At 45.4% G+C, this 22,895-nt stretch carries 19 protein-coding genes and 3 pseudogenes; 19 read left to right on the plus strand and 3 right to left on the minus strand.

The window, feature by feature from the left end; all coding sequences use genetic code 11:
• Positions 1-63 precede the first annotated feature (63 nt).
• From ACLGGO_RS08875 to ACLGGO_RS08885, 3 genes and pseudogenes are all read left to right on the plus strand, one after another.
• Entirely contained in the window at positions 64-345 is a 282-nt protein-coding gene (locus ACLGGO_RS08875) for a hypothetical protein (protein ID WP_446419066.1), read from the plus strand.
• A 104-nt stretch (positions 346-449) separates the two neighbouring features.
• A pseudogene (locus ACLGGO_RS08880) lies at positions 450-635 on the plus strand (PfkB family carbohydrate kinase); the annotation flags it as partial.
• Between the two features lie 481 nt (positions 636-1,116).
• A pseudogene (locus tag ACLGGO_RS08885) lies at positions 1,117-1,386 on the plus strand (PfkB family carbohydrate kinase); the annotation flags it as partial.
• Between the two features lie 47 nt (positions 1,387-1,433).
• Here ACLGGO_RS08885 and ACLGGO_RS08890 read toward each other — a convergent pair.
• Positions 1,434-1,709 (minus strand): MoaD/ThiS family protein, encoded by a 276-nt coding sequence (locus tag ACLGGO_RS08890; RefSeq protein ID WP_446337847.1) that lies wholly within the window; start codon positions 1,707-1,709, stop codon positions 1,434-1,436.
• Positions 1,710-1,922: 213 nt separating this feature from the next.
• Positions 1,923-3,227: a threonine synthase gene (gene thrC, locus ACLGGO_RS08895; protein ID WP_446337848.1), complete on the minus strand. Its 1,305-nt coding sequence runs from the start codon at positions 3,225-3,227 to the stop codon at positions 1,923-1,925.
• Between the two features lie 317 nt (positions 3,228-3,544).
• On the opposite strand from thrC, the gene ACLGGO_RS08900 reads away from it, so the two are divergent.
• From ACLGGO_RS08900 to ACLGGO_RS08970, 15 genes and pseudogenes are all read left to right on the plus strand, one after another.
• A complete protein-coding gene (locus tag ACLGGO_RS08900; protein WP_446419026.1) occupies positions 3,545-7,159 on the plus strand; it encodes a WD40 domain-containing protein in 3,615 nt (1,204 codons plus the stop codon).
• Between the two features lie 257 nt (positions 7,160-7,416).
• Positions 7,417-7,926 carry a diguanylate cyclase gene (locus ACLGGO_RS08905; RefSeq protein WP_446337850.1) on the plus strand — a complete coding sequence of 170 codons (510 nt, stop codon included), beginning with the start codon at positions 7,417-7,419 and terminating at the stop codon, positions 7,924-7,926.
• Between the two features lie 237 nt (positions 7,927-8,163).
• Positions 8,164-8,475 carry a hypothetical protein gene (locus ACLGGO_RS08910; RefSeq protein ID WP_446337851.1) on the plus strand — a complete coding sequence of 104 codons (312 nt, stop codon included), beginning with the start codon at positions 8,164-8,166 and terminating at the stop codon, positions 8,473-8,475.
• Between the two features lie 181 nt (positions 8,476-8,656).
• On the plus strand, positions 8,657-10,384 hold the full coding sequence (locus tag ACLGGO_RS08915; protein WP_446419027.1) for a succinate dehydrogenase/fumarate reductase flavoprotein subunit: 1,728 nt from the start codon (positions 8,657-8,659) through the stop codon (positions 10,382-10,384).
• A gap of 183 nt (positions 10,385-10,567) precedes the next feature.
• A pseudogene (locus ACLGGO_RS08920) lies at positions 10,568-11,224 on the plus strand (NAD-dependent epimerase/dehydratase family protein); the annotation flags it as partial.
• A gap of 32 nt (positions 11,225-11,256) precedes the next feature.
• On the plus strand, positions 11,257-12,843 hold the full coding sequence (locus ACLGGO_RS08925) for a GDP-mannose 4,6-dehydratase (RefSeq protein WP_446419028.1): 1,587 nt from the start codon (positions 11,257-11,259) through the stop codon (positions 12,841-12,843).
• A gap of 16 nt (positions 12,844-12,859) precedes the next feature.
• Positions 12,860-14,152 (plus strand): TIGR04295 family B12-binding domain-containing radical SAM protein, encoded by a 1,293-nt coding sequence (locus ACLGGO_RS08930; protein ID WP_446419029.1) that lies wholly within the window; start codon positions 12,860-12,862, stop codon positions 14,150-14,152.
• Positions 14,153-14,451: 299 nt separating this feature from the next.
• A complete protein-coding gene (locus ACLGGO_RS08935; RefSeq protein ID WP_446419030.1) occupies positions 14,452-15,651 on the plus strand; it encodes a glycosyltransferase family 4 protein in 1,200 nt (399 codons plus the stop codon).
• Positions 15,648-16,757: a CgeB family protein gene (locus ACLGGO_RS08940; RefSeq protein ID WP_446419031.1), complete on the plus strand. Its 1,110-nt coding sequence runs from the start codon at positions 15,648-15,650 to the stop codon at positions 16,755-16,757. The genes ACLGGO_RS08935 and ACLGGO_RS08940 overlap by 4 nt, the downstream gene beginning before the upstream one ends.
• 76 nt (positions 16,758-16,833) lie before the next feature.
• Positions 16,834-17,937 carry a CgeB family protein gene (locus ACLGGO_RS08945; protein WP_446419032.1) on the plus strand — a complete coding sequence of 368 codons (1,104 nt, stop codon included), beginning with the start codon at positions 16,834-16,836 and terminating at the stop codon, positions 17,935-17,937.
• Between the two features lie 194 nt (positions 17,938-18,131).
• Positions 18,132-18,332, plus strand: a complete 201-nt coding sequence (locus tag ACLGGO_RS08950) for a type II toxin-antitoxin system VapB family antitoxin (protein ID WP_446419033.1) — start codon at positions 18,132-18,134, stop codon at positions 18,330-18,332.
• Positions 18,329-18,694, plus strand: coding sequence for a PIN domain-containing protein (locus ACLGGO_RS08955; protein WP_446334605.1), 366 nt, complete (start codon positions 18,329-18,331; stop codon positions 18,692-18,694). The genes ACLGGO_RS08950 and ACLGGO_RS08955 overlap by 4 nt, the downstream gene beginning before the upstream one ends.
• Positions 18,695-18,782: 88 nt before the next feature.
• A complete protein-coding gene (locus ACLGGO_RS08960; protein ID WP_446334606.1) occupies positions 18,783-19,253 on the plus strand; it encodes a helix-turn-helix domain-containing protein in 471 nt (156 codons plus the stop codon).
• A gap of 3 nt (positions 19,254-19,256) precedes the next feature.
• Positions 19,257-19,829 (plus strand): PIN domain-containing protein, encoded by a 573-nt coding sequence (locus ACLGGO_RS08965; protein WP_446419034.1) that lies wholly within the window; start codon positions 19,257-19,259, stop codon positions 19,827-19,829.
• A 365-nt stretch (positions 19,830-20,194) separates the two neighbouring features.
• Positions 20,195-20,455, plus strand: coding sequence for a hypothetical protein (locus ACLGGO_RS08970; RefSeq protein WP_446419035.1), 261 nt, complete (start codon positions 20,195-20,197; stop codon positions 20,453-20,455).
• Positions 20,456-20,718: 263 nt separating this feature from the next.
• On the opposite strand, the gene ACLGGO_RS08975 is transcribed toward ACLGGO_RS08970, so the two are convergent.
• Positions 20,719-21,639, minus strand: coding sequence for a hypothetical protein (locus ACLGGO_RS08975; protein WP_446419036.1), 921 nt, complete (start codon positions 21,637-21,639; stop codon positions 20,719-20,721).
• Between the two features lie 182 nt (positions 21,640-21,821).
• On the opposite strand from ACLGGO_RS08975, the gene ACLGGO_RS08980 reads away from it, so the two are divergent.
• Positions 21,822-22,880: a CgeB family protein gene (locus tag ACLGGO_RS08980; protein WP_446419037.1), complete on the plus strand. Its 1,059-nt coding sequence runs from the start codon at positions 21,822-21,824 to the stop codon at positions 22,878-22,880.
• Positions 22,881-22,895 lie beyond the last annotated feature (15 nt).

Below are 22,895 nucleotides of genomic sequence, written 5' to 3' on the forward strand. Positions count from 1 at the left end.
CTTCCTGAATTTACCACTAATGAATGAGACGTGAGCATCCCAGAAGTAAGTACACTGAAAATTATGGAAAATAGCTTATTCGATAAAACATTCCGAGACAGCCAGGGCAATATTGTCATTGCTCAACCGCCAAATCTGCCGCTTTTAGTTGGCATTACAGCGGCTGTACTCAGCTTAATGGTGAAAAGCGGCAATATCCATATAGGTGTAGACGCAATAGCTTTTGGCTGTTTGTTTACTTGGGCGTGGCAGGAGTTATTCGAGGGGGTGAACTACTTTCGTCGGGGGTTAGGTTTACTCGTGCTGATTGGTGTAATCGCTTCCAGGTTTTTCAACAACTTCTGAGTGTTGCTCGGTTTATAATGTTTAGGATAGTAAGCGTACATCGAAACAATATACAGCATTGAACTAGGGAAGTTTAGGAGTACGTCACTAAAACTATTTGTCCGATGAAATCTATCCTAGTTTTCGGTAGCATCAATATTGATTTAGTTACCAAAACTCCCCGCTTACCTGTCGCCGGTGAAACACTACAAGGATCTGAATTTTTTACCGCCCCTGGGGGGAAAGGGGCAAATCAAGCCGCCCCTATCCTACAACAACGGGGCGTTAAGACTGCGATTCTGACCGAAATAATGGGTTTCAAGCCTCCCCCTGCCATCGGGACTTTTGAATTTTCCGGATATTCTCTTTCGTAAGTGTATACTAAAAAAGTAGCCTAGCGCAAAGTGGGATTCGTGAGTACCACCAATCGAGAAATCGATACTTATCACGTAAAGTAGACGCTAGTACGTGAGGCGCGAGAAACCTCTTAAAAAACCCATGGGCTTAAACGAGTGCCGATACCAGAAAAGTAAAAACATTAGTCAATCAATGGACTAAGAACAAGCGTACTGTCGGGCGGACAGGAACGCAGGGAAAGAGAGCAAACGGATGAGTCAGACACTCTCATAAAGTACCATTACGCTTGGGGAGACAAGCCCTCTGGGATCATCTAACTTAGGCTCGACGCTTGGTAGTTTTCTACGGGCTTTTGGTTTAAGGATTGCCGCAAGGATAGGTGGTTGTAAGGTGTGTCTATGAACCAAGAATCCTCGCCCTAAAAGTGCGAGGAGCGTCAAACTGGGGAACCAAGGCGTTTACTGTAGCACCTCATCAGAAAGCTTTTTTGTGCCAGCATTTCCGGTTCAGGTTGTGGATACCACGGCGGCGGGTGATGCGTTTAATGGCGCATTAGCGGTTGCGTTGGCAGAGGGATTATCGATACAACAGGCAGTTATCTGGGGCGCAGCAGCGGGGGCAATTTCAGTTACCAAAGCCGGGGCGCAGCCTTCGCTGCCGAATCGCGAAGCATTGGCACAGTTCCTTACCCATGTAGAGACGTAGAATGCTACGTCTCTACACCAAATTCGTAGCGTTTTTTCTAGTTCAGATTAACCGCCAGCCACAGCAGGTACAATGCTGACTTCATCGCCATCGCTGAGTTGGGTATTTGTGCCATCGAGAAAGCGAATATCTTCGCTATTGACGTAGAAGTTTAAAAAGCGACGAGGCTTTCCTTGATCATCACACAAACGTCCTTTAATTCCAGGACAACTAATTTCGAGAGAGTCCAAAAGTTCAGCAACATTGCCAGCGCTGCATTCAATCATTGCTTTATCGTTGGTGAATTTCTGGAGAGTGGTAGGAATTAGAACTTTTACAGCCATAGATTAGGAATCAGTAGTTAATGGGTAGATGTTGGAAATGTTTCCCAGCACAGACGTAGCATGATATCTCTCAAAACCAGGTTTCTTTGAGCCTAGGGTTGTCGGGGCGGGTTTAGTCACATCTAAATGCAACAGAAACGATAATAGTGAAACCCGCCCCTACAGAAACGCCATGGTATGTTCCAGACGTAGTATGCTACGTCTGGAACATGATTAAACCAGGACTTGTTGCCATTCCAAACGGTCAAGGGTACGCGCCCGTTCTAAGGCTCGCTCAAAACTATCTAATTTCGGTTCAATGGTGAGGGGTTCACCAATATATCCTTGTACCGCTTCTTGGGTTTTTAGTCCATTCCCGGTGATATAGGCAACGGTGGTTTCATCGGGGTCAATTTTTCCAGCTTCCACCAATTTCTTGAGAACGGCTATTGTTGTACCACCAGCGGTTTCGGTAAAGATCCCTTCGGTTTCAGCTAGCAGTTTCATTCCTTCAACAATTTCGGCGTCGGTGACGGATTCAATGGTGCCGTTGGTTTTCTGGGCGAGCTCTAGGGCATAGATTCCATCCGCTGGATTTCCAATCGCGATCGATTTAGCTATTGTACTGGGTTTTACCGGAGTCACGAAATCCCGTCCTTCCCGGAAGGCTTGGGCAATGGGAGAACAGCCTTCGGCTTGTGCGCCACTGAAGCGAACGGCTTTATCGGCGACTAAACCCGTTTTAATGAATTCTTGGAAGCCTTTATGAATTTTCGTGAACAGAGAGCCGGAAGCTAAAGGCGCCACAATATGATCTGGTAGCTGCCAACCCAGTTGTTCGGCGACTTCAAAGCCCAGGGTTTTTGAGCCTTCAGAATAGTAAGGACGCAAATTAATATTGACAAATCCCCAACCCTGGGTATTGGCAACCTCACAACAGAGGCGGTTGACCTGATCATAGTTGCCTTGAACTGCCATTACTGTGGGGTTGTAGATTAATGTGCCTAAGACTTTCCCCGCTTCTAAGTCAGCCGGAATAAATACACAACAATCGAGTCCTGCGTGTGCCGCGATCGCAGCAGTAGAATTGGCTAAGTTGCCAGTACTCGCACAAGATACTGTAGAAAATCCTAATTCTCTAGCTCTAGTCAGTGCGACGGAAACGACCCTATCCTTGAAACTCAGGGTGGGCATGTTTACCGCATCATTTTTAATATAAAGATTTTTTAGACCCAGGCGTCGTGCTAAGCGATGGGATTTGACCAAAGGTGTCATCCCTGTGCCTACATCAATGGGATTGTCCGTAGCTACGGGTAAGAAGGAACGATAGCGCCAAATTGAATTCGGTCCTGACTGAATTGTCTCACGGCTAACGTGGCGGCGCAGGGCGTCGTAGTCATACGTGACTTCCAACGGACCGAAGCAGAACTCGCAAACGTGGATGGCTTGAGGTTCGTATTCGGCGCCACACTCTTTACAGGTGAGGTTTTTGAATGTGGCAGCGGTGCTGGATGTATGGGGGATGGTTGCCTGGGTCATGGGTGGTCTCTCTCTATTCGTCAACGTTTCGCTGATAGTATCACAGCTCAAAACTACCGTCAAACATACCCGACTTTTTTTGTCGGGTTTAAATTTTAGTGATCACGTAGTCCGTAGCTAGGGAAACCAGGGGCTTTATCCATGCAGACAGGAAAGATGCGCGTTACCCTGAGTGCAAGTAACATTAGGGCAATCAGGGCGGGATTTGCACAAACGCTATCATCAATAGCCAAGCCTAAAGTCCCATTACCCGTCCCTATACTCAAAACTCACCCACCCTATCTCTTGTCTCATCTTTCCAGATATCTTCAACAACGATGAATCCTTATCAAGTGGGTGGGAGTCTGCACAAAGATGCTCCCATCTATGTTCAACGAAAAGCCGATCAGCAACTGTATCAATTACTTAAACAGGGTGAGTTTTGCTATGTTCTCAACTGTCGGCAAATGGGCAAATCTTCCCTATTGGTAAGAACCTGCCATCGCCTGCAACAAGAGGGGTTTATTTGTGCCACTATTGATATGACCATGATTGGCTCGGAAACGATTACACCGACTCAGTGGTATAAGGGACTGATTCTGGATTTAAGTCGAAAATTAAAACTATTTAAAACGGTTAATATAAAAACTTGGTGGCAACAGCAAGAGGATATTTCTTTACCCCAGCGATTCAATAAGTTTATCTGTGAAATAGTTTTAAGTCATTTTCCTAACCAAAACCTGATTATTTTTATCGATGAAATCGATAGCATTTTAAGTTTAGATTTCCCCATTGATGACTTTTTTGCCTTAATTCGATATTGCTATAACCAACGCACTTTAGAACCCGACTACAATCGCCTCACTTTTGCCCTATTCGGTGTGGCAACACCCAGCGATTTAATTGCTGACAAAAAACGCACTCCATTTAATATTGGCAAAGCCATCGAACTGCAAGGCTTTAAACTGGAAGAATCTCAACCCTTAGCCCAAGGATTCAGCCAAAAATTTGCTAACCCTCAAGCCATCCTCAAAGAAATATTAGCTTGGACAGGAGGGCAACCTTTTTTGAGCCAAAAACTGTGTCAACTGGTGCTGGAAGTAGCGCAACAGACAGTCAGTGAGCCGCTCAAAATTCCACCAGGAACCGAAGCCTTTTGGGTAGAATCCATGGTGCGCGATCGCATCATTCACCATTGGGAATCCCAGGATGAGCCAGAACACCTACGTACCGTCCGCGATCGCCTCTTGAGAAACGAAGCACGAGCGGGCAGATTACTGGGAATTTATCAACAAGTTTTACAGGGTATTGATATCGAAACAGATGATAGTCGCGAGCAAACCGAATTATTACTATCCGGTTTGGTTGTCAAAGAAAAGGGTATTTTAAAAGTAAAAAATCGCGTCTATAGAGCCGTTTTTAACCCCGACTGGGTTGAGAAACAATTAACCAATCTGCGCCCTTACTCTCAAACCTTAGCAGCTTGGGTAGGATCACAATTTCAGGATTCATCACGACTCTTGCGCGGACAGGCTTTAAAAGATGCCCAAACTTGGTCTCAGGGCAAAAGTTTGAGTGACTTAGATTATCAATTCTTAGCCGCCAGCGAAACCTGCGATCGCAATGAGGTTCAACAACAGATAGAAGCCGAACGCATCAAGGAAGTGGAAGCCCGACTCGCCGCTGAACGTGAGATTGGCAAAAAGCAGCGATTACTGTTGGTAACCTTTGGGACAATGTTGGTTCTCGTCAGTGGATTAGCCGGGGCAATTCTGGTGCAAAATCGCAGGTTAGCGATTAGTGAAATTGAGGCAATTACCACATCTTCAGAAGCACTATTTGCCCTCGATCAACGATTAGATGCTTTAATTGCTGCCCTGAGAGCCAAGCAAAAATTACAAGCCTTAGGTCGAGTGGACACTCAGACAAAAAAAACGGTTGAAAAAGTGCTACGAAAGGCAGTGTATGGCGTCAAAGAATATAACCGCCTCTCTGGTCATCGCCAGCAAGTACATGACGTAGAATTTAGTCCAGATGGTTCAATGATTGCCTCAGCGGGTGAAGACAAAACGATTAAACTTTGGCAACCTGATGGAACGTTATTAACCACAATTCAAGCACACAGCGATACAGTAAAAAGTGTAACATTTAGCCCAGACAGTCAACTCATTGCTTCGGCAAGTAAGGATAAAACTGTGAAACTGTGGCGGCGCAATGGTACGTTAGTTGCCACATTGAATGGGCATAAAAATCAGGTGAATAGTGTCAATTTTAGTCCTAATGGTCAGATGTTAGTCTCTGGTAGTGATGATCAAACGATAAGACTTTGGAGAATTGATCGGACTTGCATTAGTTCTCAATCAACAATCAACAATTCCCAAGAATGCTTTATTCCTAAGATTATCAAAGAACATAGCGCAGAAGTTCGTCGTGTAGCCTTTAGTCCAGATGGTCAATACTTTGCCTCTGCCAGTTGGGATAAAACCGTTAAAATTTGGACAGATAATGGTATGTTGCTAAAAACCATCAAAGGTCATGATAGTTTGGTAAATTATGTAAAATTTAGTCCCAATGGTCAACTTGTGGCTTCAAGTTATATAGATGGAACAGTCAAACTCTGGCAGCCTGATGGGATGTTATTGAGAACCTTAGAAGGACATACTGATGGAGTTTTTGGTTTGGCGTTTAGCCCGGATGGTCAAACCCTTGCTTCTGCGAGTTGGGATCAAACCGTTAGACTTTGGCAAACCAATGGAACCGAACTCACTGTTTTGAACGGGCATCAAAATGGACTCTGGGCGGTAGCGTTTAGCCCCGATGGTCAAATGTTGGCTTCTGCGAGTTTGGATGGCACAATTAAACTTTGGACGCTGGAAAAAACTTTGTTAACGTTTCTCCAAGGACATCAGGATACTGTTTGGGGTGTTGATTTTAGTCCGAATAGTCAAACTCTGGTTTCTGGGAGTTGGGATGGTGAAATAAAACTCTGGCGACGTGATGGTCAGTTGTTGGCGTCTTTTGAGGGGCATGATGAAGCCGTGTTCGATGTTGCTGTTGCTCCCACAGTGAATGCTAATAGTTCCTCTGAAAATGGTATTGTGACGAAGAAAGAAACTAATCAAGGCAATAGCGAAATTATTGAATCACTGCCAACCAATGAGCTAATAATTGCCTCAGCGAGTGTAGATAAAACTATTAAAATTTGGCAGGGTGATGGGACTTTATTGAAAACGTTACGGGGACATAGTAGCACCGTTTACGGTGTAGCATTTAGCCCAGATGGTCAGTTGCTTGCCTCTGCGAGTAGCGATCAAACCGTCAAACTCTGGACGCGGGATGGTAAATTCCTTAAAACCTTAACCGGACATAACGATGCAGTTTATGACGTGGTATTTAGCCCAGATGGTGAGTTAATTGCTTCTGGAAGTGAAGATAAAACGATTAAAATTTGGAAACAGGATGGCAGTTTACTGAACACCTTAACCGGACATGGTGATAGTATTCGTGCTTTAGCCTTTAGTCCCGATAGTCAACGCCTTGCGTCTGCGAGTTGGGACAATACGATTAAACTCTGGACAAGGGATGGCACATTACTAGCCACTCTAAACGGGCATCGCGATCGCGTCAACGATATTGCATTTAGTCCCGATGGGCAAATGCTGGCGTCTGCGAGTTTGGATAAGACGGTGAAGCTGTGGCGCAATGACGGTACACTTCTCGTCACCTTAGAAGCCCATAGCGATCGCGTCTATGATATTACCTTTAGTCCCGATGGTCGCACCCTTGCCTCTGCTAGTGTAGACAAAACTGTAATTCTGTGGGATTTAGACCAAATCATTGATCTCGATCAGGTCTGGACCTTTGGTTGCCATTGGGTGCAGGACTATCTGCGGACAAATTCCCAAGTGAAGGAACAGTCTGCAAAAATTTGTGATAATAGAGGTAAGCCTTAACCTAGCAGGTGTTTTAATTCTTGAGTACTGAGTAGAGATGTTCCGGTGGAACGCCTGGATTTCGGTGCAATGTCTGTACAAAATTATAAGTCATAAACGATAAAGTTTGTTAATGTATGTTACCTTATTTTTAATAAATTAATGTTGTAGTTTAATGATTATTTGTTATGTTTTTATATAGACTAGCTATCTATATTTTTAAGAATACCGTGTGATCAGAAAGAACAGCAAACCTATAATTCTATTCCTTTGATAGTATGGATACTCTGACTCAACTTGCTACTCGCCGTTATTTTGACCAAAAACTCGAACAAGAGTGGCATCATTTAAATGTAGAACAGTCTCCTCTATCCTTAATCTTGTGCGATATTGATTGTTTCAAACTCTACAACAAAGTCTATGGCATAGCAGCAGGAGATGAATGTTTGCGACGCATTGCTTATTGCCTGCGTAGCTGTGTCAAGCGGACAACGGATGTCGTGGCGCGTTATGGGGGAGAAGAATTTGCTATCCTTTTACCTCATACGAATGCCACGGGAGCGTTTCAAGTAGCAGAAAGGATGCGAGACAAGGTTAAATCTCTGGCGATTGAATTTAAACCGCCTGAGACGTTAAAGTTGCCTGCTTCTGTGGTAACGGTTAGTTTAGGTGTGGCAAGTCTGGTTGACCCCCATACTGACATCGATGCCTTGATTATGGCGGCAAATCAAGCCCTGTATCTATCGAAACAGCAAGGACGCGATCGCGTTACCCTGAATTCAGTATAAGTCATAAGTCTGACTTGTTCCTTGAGTGCAACCAAGGGTCATGCATTCGTAGGGGAGAAGCATTCGCGTCCAGATGTCTCGGTTTTCTATCAACGTCCCAACGCGAATGCTTCGCCCAATTCCCAATCCCCAATTGTAAACAGATGTTGCGACCAATTTAAAAATATGTTGAGAAATGCGCCAAACCTCAAATACGGTCTTATCCTGGGAACTTAAAGAAATGTGTCGAGGTTGATAATGGAACAATTTAACAAATATCGCTTGATCTGCACCCTGAGTTTTGGCGATATCTATGGACAAATCATTGTGTGGTTAATCGTCATTTTCATAAGTCTTGCCTCTGCACTGGCGTTGTGGAGTGCCGAGCGCCAAATTTATGCGTTGGCAACGGTGGGATTAGTCTTGGTCTTGTCTTTGCCCTTTTTACTCTTTGCCTTTGTGACCACATTGCTCAATCATATTGAAATATTAGCGATGGAGGAGCAGGAAACAACGGCTGCCAATCGGAGCAGTCGCGGTGCATCCCAACCGGCTCAGGCAACTAGCTAGTCTGAGGAGGAGCTGGGGGAGCTGGGGGAGCAGAGGGGCGGAGGAGATTTACAGATCAGTTATTTCCGCGCCTGCCGCACAAGTACGGCAGGCGCGGAAATCTAAAAAGTTCCCTGCCTTTTGGTGGGGAATTTTAGTAATCGGTCAAGATGGATAACAGCAGAAATTCAATCGAGTTGAGATGCGAGAACACGATGTGATTATTGTCGGCGGTGGTTTAGCCGGGTGTCGGGCGGCGTTGGAAATTAAACGCACTGATCCGAAGCTGAATGTGGCACTGGTTGCCAAAACCCATCCCATTCGTTCCCACTCCGTTGCTGCCCAAGGGGGGATGGCGGCGACGCTGAAAAATGTGGATGCTGAGGATACCTGGGAAGCCCACGCCTTTGATACAGTTAAGGGGTCAGATTATCTGGCTGACCAAGATGCGGTAGAAATTCTCACCCGCGAAGCACCGGATGTGGTGATTTATTTAGAACATCTGGGGGTACTCTTTTCCCGCTTACCCGATGGTCGCATTGCCCAACGTGCCTTTGGGGGTCATTCCCATCGCCGTACCTGCTATGCTGCCGATAAAACGGGTCATGCCATTCTTCATGAACTGGTGAGTAATCTCCGCAAGAACGACGTGACGGTGTACGAAGAATGGTACGTCATGCGGCTGATTTTGGAAGACGGGCAGGCAAAAGGGGTGGTGATGTTCAACATCATGAAAACTCACCTGCAAGTGGTACGGGCAAAAGCGGTGATGTTTGCCACAGGGGGCTATGGACGGGTGTTTAATACCACCTCCAATGATTTTGCCTCGACGGGGGATGGCTTAGCCATGTCAGCTTTGGCGGGGGTACCGTTGGAGGATATGGAGTTTGTCCAGTTTCATCCGACGGGGTTATATCCTGTGGGTGTGTTAATTTCCGAAGCGGTACGGGGTGAAGGGGCGTATCTGATTAATAGTGAAGGCGATCGCTTCATGGCAAATTATGCCGCGAGTAAAATGGAACTCGCCCCACGGGATATTACCTCACGCGCGATCGCATTAGAAATTCGTGCCGGTCGAGGGGTTTATCCGGATGGGAATCCTGGAGGTCCTTGTGTCTATCTGGACTTGCGACATCTAGGTAAGGAAAAAATAATGAGTCGCATTCCCTTCTGTTGGGAAGAAGCCCACCGACTCGTCGGGGTTGACGCGGTATACGAACCGATGCCCGTGCGTCCTACAGCCCATTATTCCATGGGTGGCATTCCCGTCAATACCGATGGACAAGTGCGAAGTGGACCCGATGGATTGATTGAAGGATTGTTTGCCGCCGGGGAATCGGCTTGTGTCTCGGTGCATGGTGCTAATCGCCTAGGGAGTAATTCCCTGCTAGAATGCGTGGTTTACGGCAAACGGACTGGGGCTGCGATCGCGCAATATATTCAAAACCGCAAATTACCGGACATTGATGAACAAATCTATCTCAATGCTGCCCAGAATAAGATTAATGCATTGCTAGGTCAATCCGGAAGCCTACGCATCGATAAACTACGTCAAAACTTCCAAGACTGCATGACTCAATACTGCGGCGTCTTCCGCACTGAGGCATTAATGCAGGAAGGATTGAATCAACTGCAACAGTTGAAACAGCAGTACCAAAATATCTATTTAGATGACAAAGGAAGCTGCTGGAATACGGAATTAATCGAAGCTTTGGAACTGCGGAATCTCATGGTAGTTGGGGAAATCATTCTCACTTGTGCCCTAAATCGCCAAGAAAGTCGGGGTGCCCATTCTCGCGAGGATTATCCCCAACGGGATGATACCAACTTTTTGAAGCATACCCTGGCGTACTATTCCTCAGCCGGAATTGATTTGCAGTACAAGTCAGTGGCGATTAGCCGCTTTGAACCCCAAGAACGAAAGTATTAGGCACTTTTGACACTCCCCCGCTTGAAAGACGGGGGATTCTTCATTCATCCAACCAACCACCAAGCGAGTAGTAAGGCGCGGTTCATGAAGAGTCTGCCTTTAGGATGATGACTCAGAGTATAGATTCAGGAATACTCCTATTTTTAGGACTATAACGGCAATTTATCCTATTTTATTACCAATTTAATTGTTGGGGATGTACGCAACCCAGAGGCAGTCCGAAAAGCACTCAAAGGAATTGATGCAGTCTATCATTTTGCCGCCGTTGTCGGTGTGGGGCAAAGTATGTACGAAATCGTCAACTACACCGATACGAACAATCTGGGCACTGCCGTATTGCTAGAAGCCCTGATTGAGCGACCGATTGATCGGCTAATTGTGGCATCAAGTATGAGTATCTACGGTGAAGGTCTCTACCAAACTCCTGATGGTCGCTGCTGTAAGGGACTTGAACGCAGCCAAGAGCAGTTAAAAGCAGGAGAATGGGACGTCCGCAATCAAGAAGGTGAGGTACTCCAGCCAATTCCCACCCCAGAAACGAAGCAGCCATCGTTGGCATCTGTGTATGCTCTGTCTAAATACGACCAAGAGCAGATGTGCCTGATGATTGGACAGTCTTATGGGATTGAAACCGTGGCGCTGCGGTTTTTTAACACCTACGGCACAAGGCAAGCCCTGTCTAACCCCTATACTGGTGTTCTGGCAATTTTTGCCTCGCGGATTTTAAATAACAACCCGCCCCTGATTTTTGAAGACGGTTATCAACTGCGCGATTTTGTCAGCGTTAGCGATGTGGTTCAAGCGTGCCGACTTGCTCTGGAAGTACCGGGAGTGACTGGCGGCTCGATCCCGAATGGAGAATCTTCTGCGACATGATGCATATGGCGGCGTATTGGGCGCAGCATCGGGGAAAAAAAACGGTGCTGGCGGGGATGGCTCCTATTGACCCAAACTGGCTGCGCTTGATGTGCGATCGCGGTGTATTATCGTCTTTTGATGCCATTGGTCTTCATGGCTTTCCTGGCACTTGGGAATTCGACTGGCAAGAGTGGTCAGTGAATGTTCAGAACGTGCAGGCAGTTCTGAATCAATACGATTTAGAGCCGCAATTGTGGATTACGGAAACAGGATTTTCTACCTGGAGACATGACGAATACGAGCAACTGCGGGCATTTCTCCAAGCACTCGCCGCCCCTGTCGATCGCCTGTACTGGTACTCTCTTTATGACCTGCACTCGGATCTTCCGTCCCAAGAAGGGTTTCATGTGGATGAGCGACACTACCATACAGGACTGGTGCGCCAAGATCACACACCAAAACTGCTTTACCGTTTGTGGGCGACAGGTGGATTGGAGTCTGTGCAAGATATGGGGCAGCTTAAAGCCAGGGAAACCCACCAACATCCCCAATTCCCCATCCGACAGTCTTCGGTTTTAATCACCGGCGGGGCTGGATTTATCGGCACAAATCTGGCACATCGGTTACTCAGTGCGGGTCAACCTGTTGTCCTACTCGATAATCTATCACGACCCGGTGTGGAGAATAATTTGCGCTGGTTGCGCCAACAGCACGGGGACAAGGTAAACATTGAAATCGCCGATGTACGCGATCGCTGGTTGTTACGGCGGGTGCTACAAAATGCCCGGATGGTGTTCCATTTAGCCGGACAAGTCGCAGTGACAACCAGTCTGAAAAACCCCCTCCAAGACTTTCAGGTCAATGCCCTAGGGACGCTAAACTTGCTCGAAGAGATGCGATCGCTCCCCAGTCCCCCCCCTATCGTCTTTACCTCCACAAACAAAGTCTACGGGGGTTTAGAGGACATTCACCTGCGCCGAAATTGTACCCGCTATGAACCCACAGATAGCTTCATTCGTTTAAATGGCATTAATGAAGGGCGTCCCCTGAGCTTCTACAGTCCCTACGGTTGCTCCAAAGGGACAGCCGACCAATACATTATTGACTATGCTCGCACCTTCGGACTACCTGCTGTTGTCTTTCGCATGAGCTGTATTTATGGACCCCATCAGTGCGGCTGCGAAGATCAAGGATGGGTGGCTCACTTTTTGATTCGCGCTCTCAAAAACCAGTCTATAACGTTGTATGGAGATGGGCTTCAGGTACGCGACGTGCTATTTGTGGAAGACTTAATTGATGCCTTTTTGCTAGCGCAGGCAAATATCGATACCCTGACCGGTCAAGCCTTTAATATCGGTGGGGGTTCAGAAAATACAACCAGCTTATTGGAATTTATTGAACTCATTGGCAATGTCCAGGGTCAAGAGCCCAGGGTGCTGTTTGACCAGTGGCGTTCAGGAGACCAACGATATTATGTCTCTGATGTCAGAAAGTTTCAAGCCGCAACCGGTTGGAAACCGCAAGTCAGTATTCGCCAAGGCGTCGAGAAACTCTATCACTGGCTGCTGCAACGAGAGCCATTAGCTGCTGCTGTGCGATGAACGGAGAAACTGCGTTATGAAATATGCACTGGTTAACCCAAACTGGACATTTACCGCCAGCACGTACTTCGGCTGTCGGGAACCTCACCTGCCATTAGAATACGGCTATGCCAAGGTTCTACTGGAGCAAGAGGGTCATCAGGTTATTATTGTAGACGGGCAGTTAGATAATCTTTCCCGCCAAGACATTCAGCAACAGGTGGCAGAGTTTCAGCCCGACTTTACTGTGATCACAACAGCGCCGAGTTATCTGTTCTGGCGTTGTGCGCCACCGGAACTGCGCGTTCCCCAAGAAACTGTCTTAGACTTAAAAGACTGCGGCGGTATCCTGGTTGCTGTTGGACCTCACGCCTCCACAACTCCCACAGCCACCTTGAAAAAGTTAGGGGTGGATGGTGTTGTTTTGGGAGAATGCGAGGATATTCTACCTAAATTAAGTCAAGACTGGCAGACGGTATCCTCGATTTGCTACTGGGATGGCGATAAACCCCGCATCCAAGGCAGTCTCAATGCAACGGATATAAACAGATTGCCAGCCTTACACTGGTCTAAGGATACCATCCAGAAGCATCATCACCATCACCACCGTTTTGACGCCCCCCCTATTGGTTTTGGTGCGGAAATGGAAACCTCACGCGGTTGTCCTTTTCACTGTTCATTCTGCGCTAAAGACAATTTCCGCGATCGCTATCGTAAGCGCCCTCTAGAGATAATTCTCGAAGAATTGGATGGTTTAATTGCTCAAGGTGTGGAATACGTCTATTTTATTGATGAGATTTTCTTACCCAATCGCACTTTACTTAAAGCATTAGTTGAGCGAAATGTCAAGTTTGGCGTACAGACCCGAATTGACCTGTGGACGCCACCTCTGTTGGAATTATTGGGGCGTGCGGGTTGCGTTTCCTTAGAAGCAGGTGTTGAGAGTATTTCGCCCGCCGGACGAGAACTGCTTGATAAACAGTGTAAGTTGTCTACCGATGAACTGACCAAGTTATTGATTTTTGCGAAGAAACATATTCCATTCGTTCAAGGGAATTTGTTAGATAGCAAAGTTGATGATTTAGAAGCTATTGCCGCTTGGCGTCAGCATTTACAGCAAGCAGGGGTTTGGGCAAATAAACCGGTGCCGATGTTTCCCTATCCAGGTTCTCCTGACTATACTAAAAAATGGGGTATTCCCGATGAAAAAGCTTGGGAAAGGGCGAATGAATATTACCTGAATGTTTATGCCGAGTTTAGCGATATTCAGGAACAACAGCCGCTTCCTTTAGCTGAGTTGGAATTTGAGCCGCTGAGTTCTAAAAAATGAGGTTCGTAGTAAGCACTTTAGTGCTAGAAGCGAAGACAGCGCTTACTACAAACTCTAAAGTCAGTGAAGTTAGACTTAGGTTGAATGGTACTCAATTAAGGCTGGTGGGCGATGCCCACCCTACGGTATATCAAAGGTTTCGATGATAAAAGAATGCAAATTTTCAGTGCCATTGAACTCAGAGAGAGCCCGTTGGGTTTCGCTTACGCTCTACCCAACCTACAAAAACTGCTGTTCCCTGTTCCCTGAATTAAATGATTCATGGTAATCAAAAATTAACAATACCAAAACGCATTTTGATGACGGCTGACACTATCGGCGGTGTCTGGACTTATGCGTTAGAATTGGCAGCTGCTTTAAGAAAATATGAGATAGAAATCGCCCTCTGTACCATGGGCGCACCGCTAACCCCGCAGCAATGCACCGCCGTAGATGCTATTTCTAATGTGACAGTATTCCAGAGTGATTTTAAGCTGGAGTGGATGGATAATCCGTGGGATGATGTGCAACAAGCCGGGGAATGGTTGCTGGAGTTGGTAGAACGGCTGAAGCCGGATGTGGTGCATCTCAATGGCTATGCTCATGGTGCATTACCTTGGAGGATACCCGTTTTAGTGGTGGGACATTCCTGTGTTTTGTCGTGGTGGGAAGCGGTAAAAAGGGAAGCTGCACCTACTAGCTGGGAGCAATACCGTGAGCAAGTCCGGCAAGGTTTACAATCAGCAGATAAAGTGATTGCGCCATCTGCGGCAATGCTGGCGGCGCTTGAGCGACATTATGGTACATTGGCGGATGGAAAGGTTGTGCCGAATGGTTGTAATCCCGATCAGTTTTATGTAGCCCAGAAACAAAACGTTATCTTCACGGCGGGGCGTTTGTGGGATGAGGCAAAGAATGTAGGACTATTAAAAGATATTGCGCCTGATTTATCTTGGTGTGTTTGTATTGCTGGGGAACAGCAGCATCCAGAATCCCCCCAACCTTCCTTAAAAAGGGGGGCTATGGAGAAGAGGGATAGATTCCAAAAATTCCGCTTAAAAAGGGAGGCTCAGCCAGAGGATAAATCCCCCCAACCTTCCTTAAAAAGGGGGGCTATAGATAAGACGGATAAGAGGAATAAAACGGATCAAAAGACTGTATGTTGGTTAGGGCGTCTGTCTGCTGAGGAAATGGCGTTTTGGTATGCTCGTGCTTCAATTTATGTATTACCTGCACGATATGAACCCTTTGGGTTATCAGTGCTGGAAGCAGCGCTGTCAGGATGTGCGCTGGTATTGGGAGATATTCCCAGTTTGCGGGAAATTTGGCAGAATGTGGCTGTATTTGTGCCACCGGATAATCGAGACGCCCTGAAAGATGCGATTGAGGGTTTAATTACAGATTCAGCCAAACGCCGTCAACTAGCAAATTTAGCACGCGATCGCGCCCTGAAATTCACACCCCAACGCATGGCAAATAGCTATTTAAACACCTATCAAGCCTTGATTGACCAAAAATGACGCAAAACCCCTTACACATTGTTATGTTCTGTCATTCCCTGTTATCTGACTGGAATCACGGGAATGCTCACTTTTTACGCGGAATTGTGAGCGAGTTGCGATCGCGCGGTCATCAGGTTAGTGTTTATGAACCCCATGATGCTTGGAGTCTCCAAAATCTCTTAGCCGAACATGGGGATGCACCCATTGCCCAATTCAAAGCCATTTATCCGGGTTTAGAGAGTATCCGTTATCATCAGGACACCCTGGACTTGGATAAGGTGCTCGATGGTGCAGATTTAGTCATTGTCCACGAATGGAATAACCGGGAGTTCGTGGCTAGGATTGGCGAACATCGAGACAAGGTAGGTGGCTATCGGCTGTTATTTCACGATACTCATCATCGGTCAGTGAGCGATCGCACGAGTATGGCAGCCTATAATCTTTCTAATTATGATGGAGTCCTAGCATTTGGCAGTATTATCCGCGACATTTATTTAACCGAGGGCTGGACAAAACAGGCTTGGACATGGCACGAAGCCGCCGATACTCGTATTTTCCACCCAATTACAGGGGTTGAATCAGTCGGCGATTTAGTCTGGATTGGCAATTGGGGAGATGAAGAACGAACGGCTGAGTTATACGAGTTTCTGATTGAACCCATCAAGGCGTTAGGAATAAAAGCAAAGGTACATGGAGTACGCTATCCTAAAGACGCGATCGCATCCCTCAACGCCGCAGGAATTGATTATGGGGAATGGTTGCCGAATTACGAAGTGCCGCAAGTCTTTGCTCGTTTTCGCGTTACCATACACGTTCCGCGACGCTTCTATACCCAAATCCTCCCTGGTATTCCCACAATTCGCGTCTTTGAAGCCCTCGCCTGTGGGATTCCCCTGATTTCAGCACCGTGGGACGATGTAGAGGGTTTATTTACACCCGGACAAGATTTTCTCATCGCTCACACGGGTGAGGAAATGCAGCAACACTTAAAAGACGTACTTCACGACCCAGATATAGCACAAAACCTTGCCCAAAACGGACGCCGTACCATCCTAGAGCGACATACCTGCGCTCATCGCGTGGATGAACTCCTGGACATTTACACCACACTGCATTCCATATAGCCTCGTTCCTAGGCTCTGCCTAGGAATGCTCCTGAGGAGGCTCTGCCTCCCGTAGTAAAGGTTCAATCAACTTAATATGACAAAAAAGATTAACATCGCCTTTTTCGGCTCCAGCTTAGTATCCGCTTACTGGAACGGTGCAGCCACCTACTATCGCGGTATTATCCGAGCCTTACACGAGCGCGGACATCAGATTACCTTCTACGAACCCGACGCTTATGAGCGCCAAAAGCACCGTGATATTCCTGACCCAGATTGGGCGAAGGTTGTCGTATACTCAGCAAACGGTAATCAGGGAGTCAACCGCGCCCTTGAAGATGCCAGCAGCGCCGACTTAATAGTCAAAGCCAGTGGGATTGGCGTCTTTGACGAACAGTTAGAAGCGGCTGTTTTAGACATCAAAAAACCCGACGCCCTCGTCGCATTTTGGGATGTAGATGCACCAGCCACCCTTGACCGGGTGCAAAACAACTCTGCTGACCCTTTCCGCCCTCTAATTCCCAACTATGACCTCATCCTCACCTACGGTGGCGGCGAACCCGTTATCAACGCTTATAAAGCCTTGGGAGCGCGTAAATGTATCCCGATTTACAATGCCCTTGATGCCACCACTCACTACCCCGTTTCTCCTGACTCTCGATTTGCGGGTGACCTAGGTTTCTTAGGGAACCGAATGCCAGACCGAGAGACTCGTGTTGAGGAATTTTTCTTTCGGGCAGCGGCTCAACTCCCTGACTATAAATTCATCTTAGGCGGTAATGGTTGGAGGAGTAAACAAATGCCAATCAATGTTAATTATCTGGGACATATTTATACTCATGATCACAATGGCTTTAACTGTACCCCCAAAGCCGTTTTAAATATTAGTCGTGAAAGCATGGCACGCTATGGGTTTTTTCCAGCCACGCGAGTGTTTGAAGCAGCGGGGGCGGGGGCTTGTATCATTACCGATTTCTGGAAAGGGATAGAGCTATTTCTGGAACCGGAGCGGGAAATTCTTGTTGCTGAAAATGGTGATGAAGTTGCTGAAATTTTGCGCCAACTGAGCCCGGAGAAAGCCAATAAAATTGGTGAGGCGGCTCGTCAGCGCGTTTTGGCTGAACACACCTACGCACATCGGGCTGAACAACTAGAAGCCATCCTATTTTCCGGCTTTGATTCCCGAAAAACTAATTCTTGATAAGCTTTAGCTACAAAACAAATCATTCAAGGGCAAACCCAATTGTAGGGTGGGCAATGCCCACCAGCCTTAAATCAGCAACATTGAGCTTAAGTACAAGAGAGTAGATGTAGGTTAGGATATAGTCTGGCTTTCTCTGCCCTATGCCTTATAATTAAATATGTTGTCATAGTTAAATTGCACGATAAAAATAAATGATAACTAACCTTAAAATTGACGAAAAACTTCTTGAAAAAGCTCTTGCTTTGTGCGATCATTCAACAGCAGATTTGGTAATTGAAGCAGCTTTACGTGAATATATTCAACGCCGCAAACAACTGAAACTTTTGGAGTTATTTGGAACTATAGATTATGAAGAAAATTATGATTATAAGCAACAAAGACAAATAAGATGAACGTTATTGTTGACACCTCCGTTTGGTCACTTGCATTGCGGCGCAACACACCAGACGATAGGACTTCTATCGTTAATGTGCTGCGAGAGTTGATTGCAGATGGACGAGTCGTTTTACTGGGAGCAATTCGTCAAGAAGTGCTTTCTGGAATTCGCTACACGGAACAGTTCGTTAAATTACGAGACTATCTTCGTGCTTTTCCAGACTTGGAGATAACCACGAAAGACTATGAACTAGCCGCAGAATTTTTCAACACCTGTCGCCGTCATGGTATTCAAGGTTCAAATACTGATTTTCTCATCTGTGCAGTCGCTCATCATCGTGGCTACAGTCTTTTCACTTATTTCGATAATTGCGTTTAATTCGTTGGCTGTCTATAGTAGTATTAGTGAACCCAAAGGCTATCTCTAGCTTGAACTCAGGCTTACCTCAACATCTGGAGGACTTCCCATGGCGATTGCTACTGCTTACGGCAAACCTTTTATTCCCACAGAATCCGACACCAGGCACTCTCAACAGAGTAGTCGCATCCTTGCTTCTCATATTACCCCTGACAGTGCTACCCATCGTCTCAAAATTGTTGAAGATGACGGCAGTGAGCAAGATGTTGTTATTCCTGCTGCTGCCTTTCATTTGCTTATAGACATCCTGTCACAAATGGCTCAGGGAAATGCCATCTCCCTAATTCCTATCCATGCAGAACTTACAACTCAGGAAGCAGCAGACATCCTTAATGTTTCGCGTCCCTTCCTAGTGAAATTGCTCTCATCCGGTGAAATTCCCTATCGCAAAGTGGGACGACACCGCCGCATCCGCTTTGCAGACTTGATGAACTATAAAGAACAGATTGATAGTCAACGGATGCACGCCCTTGATGAACTCGCTGCTCAGGCTCAAGAGTTGAATATGGGCTATGAGTGACGTATGACATCCAACTTCACAGTCCTCTACGATTCGTGCGTCCTATACCCAGCTCCACTGCGAGATCTGCTGATGCAGTTAGCGCTGACTGACCTCTTCAGAGCTCGCTGGACAAATGCCATTCAAGAGGAATGGAGCCGTAACGTTCTTAAAAATCGCCCTGATTTAACGCTGGAGCAACTTACTCGCACCCAAGAGTTAATGAATAGCTGTGTTCGTGATTGCCTAATCACGAATTATGAAGACTTAATTCCCTCCCTTCAATTGCCTGATCCAGATGATCGACATATCTTGGCAGCAGCAATTAAAGGAAGTGTAAATGTAATCGTGACATTTAACCTTTCAGATTTCCCTGAATCTACACTCAATCAATATGAAATTGAAGCCCAGCATCCTGATGATTTCATCTCTGATTTGATTGATTTGAGACCAGGCAAGGTTGCTGAGGCAGCACAGATATGTCGGAAGCGACTCAAAAATCCACCCAAATCGGTTAATGAATACCTGGAAACCTTGCTGAAACAGGGATTAACTGTTTCTGTGTCGATACTTCGAGAAATCGATGATAAGACTTAGTATAGCAACCGCCATAGCTGTTAGGACACATCATTTAGTAGAGACGTTCCGGCGGAACGTCTCTACAACAGTTCGTTTGTCTTAATCGATGTGTCTACTGCTATACCAGAAATGCGCTTCCAATCCTCATGAGCTGATCTACGTCAATTAACTGTACTTATGTACTAATATTTCAGGTACAGGAGCGGTCACGTCCACTATTGGAGGCGCGAGCGCTAAATCTTCATCAACTCTTCATCCAGATTTGCCATTTCTTTACAGAATTTTACCTTTTGGATAGAGGATGATAAAGGGGAATAATGTTTGCTTATTTTGCCTGGTAAACATTGTGACAAGCAACCTATAAGTTATCTTCGGTCACTAACATGGATTTGACAAACTTATTAAATTTTCTCAATCAAGCTATAGATTCGATTGTTAAAACATCTCCCGATAAAGTCATAGATTATGTAGATAATATTCGTTCAGCCAATCCAAAGTTATCTAAAAAAGAGATTGCCACAAAAATTGTTGATGAACAATCTCTAAGTGCTGTTACAGGATTTGGTTTCGATTGGTTTAGCACAAAAGCTATAGGTAAACTAGCAATTGAATTTTACGAGAAAAGACCAGAGTTGATGAAGTAGCTTTCCCTAGAGTTAGATAACTGATTAGCTCATTAACAACTTCAAATAATTACGTGGCACTTTTCCACAACGGTTAAGAAAGTACCGTAAAATTCTGTTCCCAATAGCACTCATCGCGTTTCAAGATTTGTCTGGTGGTGTATTCTCTTCTGATTGCCAGCCCTGAATAGCAGCAAGCGCTAAATTTAAATACATGTTATTTCCTCTTAACTCTTTCACGGCTTCAGATCCAGCAACTTTTAAGGTGTTAATAATTCGTGCTTTCAGAACTTTATTGTTAACAGTGACATTTTCCGCAATTGTTTTTTTTCCTCTTCTGATATCTCAATTTCATCAAGTTTATCAACGGCAGTTTGTAGTTTTTCCTTTAATTCACTAACAAGAGATTCAATTTTTATAAATTCATCTCTTGTAATTGTATTATTGTGCGCGACTTTACATCTTAATTGATAAAGCTCTTCCCATTTCTTTTGTAACTGACTATCTTCATACTCAACTAAGTCTGAAAAATATCTTTGCCAATTTGATTTAGGAATAAAATTGTTTAGTTCATCAATACTTAAATCTTCAGGACGTTTAGCTTTTTTAATTTTATGGTAAAGTTCGTCAATAGGTTGATTATGATAAGGTTTAAACAAAAAATCCGATAAATGAATGAAATCAACTTCATATAAAAAATTATTCGATTCCTTCCTAGCTATAGCTTTAGTAGTTTCAATAACTGATTTTATCTCTTTGGGCAAAGTTTCCTTTTCCCAATTAACTCCTACATTGGTAATCATAAATTTAGTCAGCAACTTTCGCATAAGATTTTCTATCTCATGGATCAGGGGATATGCTTGGAGCGAATAGTAAGCCGAAATATCATCCCACAGGCAATTAAGTTGTATAGGCAAAGCATGAAATACTGTTCTAATACTTTTGAGAAATTGACTGTAATCATTTAAATGATCTTCAAGTTTATTTTCCCAATTATAATTAAACCTTAAATGGAAAAATCTTTCGTTTTTTAATTCCCTGACTTGAATGTCGTAATAAACAATTATTTCCCTATATTTAATTTCATTGTTTTCTACACTAAATTCAGAATTAGCTTTTAACAAATGCTTTAAAGCTTCAATATTTTCACAAAAAGCACCTTGTTTTTCGATAGAGACTAAATACTCAACTCTCAAAGTATCCATTGTTTATATAATTCTCTAGAGCTTGTTTTGTCTTTAAAAAAAAATAATTCATTCGGTTGGCTGTTTACCCAAACTTTTAGCCTGTATTGCCGCTCAATTTAGAGTAATATAGTTTAAATCTAGTATATAGCCTTTTTAAAATCAAGTGAACTCCTATAGCGGACAGCCCTATTAAATAATCAATGAAAATCGTCATCCTAGGATTATCCATTACCTCCTCGTGGGGAAACGGACACGCGACAACCTACCGGGGACTGGTGCGCGAACTGGTCACACGAGGTCACGATGTTCTATTTTTAGAGAGGGATGTACCGTGGTATGCAACTAACCGAGACCTTCCCAATCCGCCTCATGGTCACACCCAGCTTTATGCCAATCTTGACGAACTCAAAGATAGCTTTACCCAAACAGTACAAGATGCTGATTTTGTCATGGTGGGGTCTTATGTGCCAGAAGGTGTCGCCGTAGGGGAATGGGTAACCGCAACAGCACAGAGAGTTACAGCATTCTACGATATCGATACGCCCGTTACCCTCGCCAAGTTGGAACGGGGAGATACAGAATATCTCTCACCTGACTTAATTCCTCAATACAACCTATACTTATCCTTCACAGGGGGTTCAACCCTACAGCGTCTGGAACAGGAGTACGGGGCGCATAAGGCAAAAGCCCTCTATTGTTCAGTTGACCCAAGCTTGTATTATCCACAGGAATGCGATCAAACCTGGAATCTGGGGTATATGGGTACTTACAGTGATGACCGACAACCGCCCTTAGAACGCTTACTCTTAGAACCCGCCCGTCAGTGGGGAGAAGGGCGCTTTGTGGTTGCAGGTCCTCAATATCCCTATACAATTCAGTGGTCGAGTAATGTGGAGCGCATTGAACATCTCCCACCGGCTGAACATCAACGCTTTTATAATGCCCAGCAGTTTACGTTGAATATTACCAGAGCGGATATGGTGCGGGCGGGATATTCCCCCAGTGTGCGTCTGTTTGAAGCGGCGGCTTGTGGAACGCCGATTATCAGCGATTATTGGCAAGGATTGGAGACGATTTTTGAGATTGACAAGGAAATCCTGGTGGCTTCCTCTCCAGAAGACGTTCTCAACTATTTGCGGGAAATACCTGACTCAGAACGTCGTGCTATTGGTCTTCGCGCCCGTAAGCGCGTCCTAGCAGAACATACGGCTGCTCATCGCGCCTTAGAATTAGAACAGTATATTATGGCAGCGAGATGATCAAATCTTCAGATT

This window comes from Coleofasciculus sp., from assembly GCF_046565525.1.
GTDB lineage: Bacteria > Cyanobacteriota > Cyanobacteriia > Cyanobacteriales > Coleofasciculaceae > Coleofasciculus.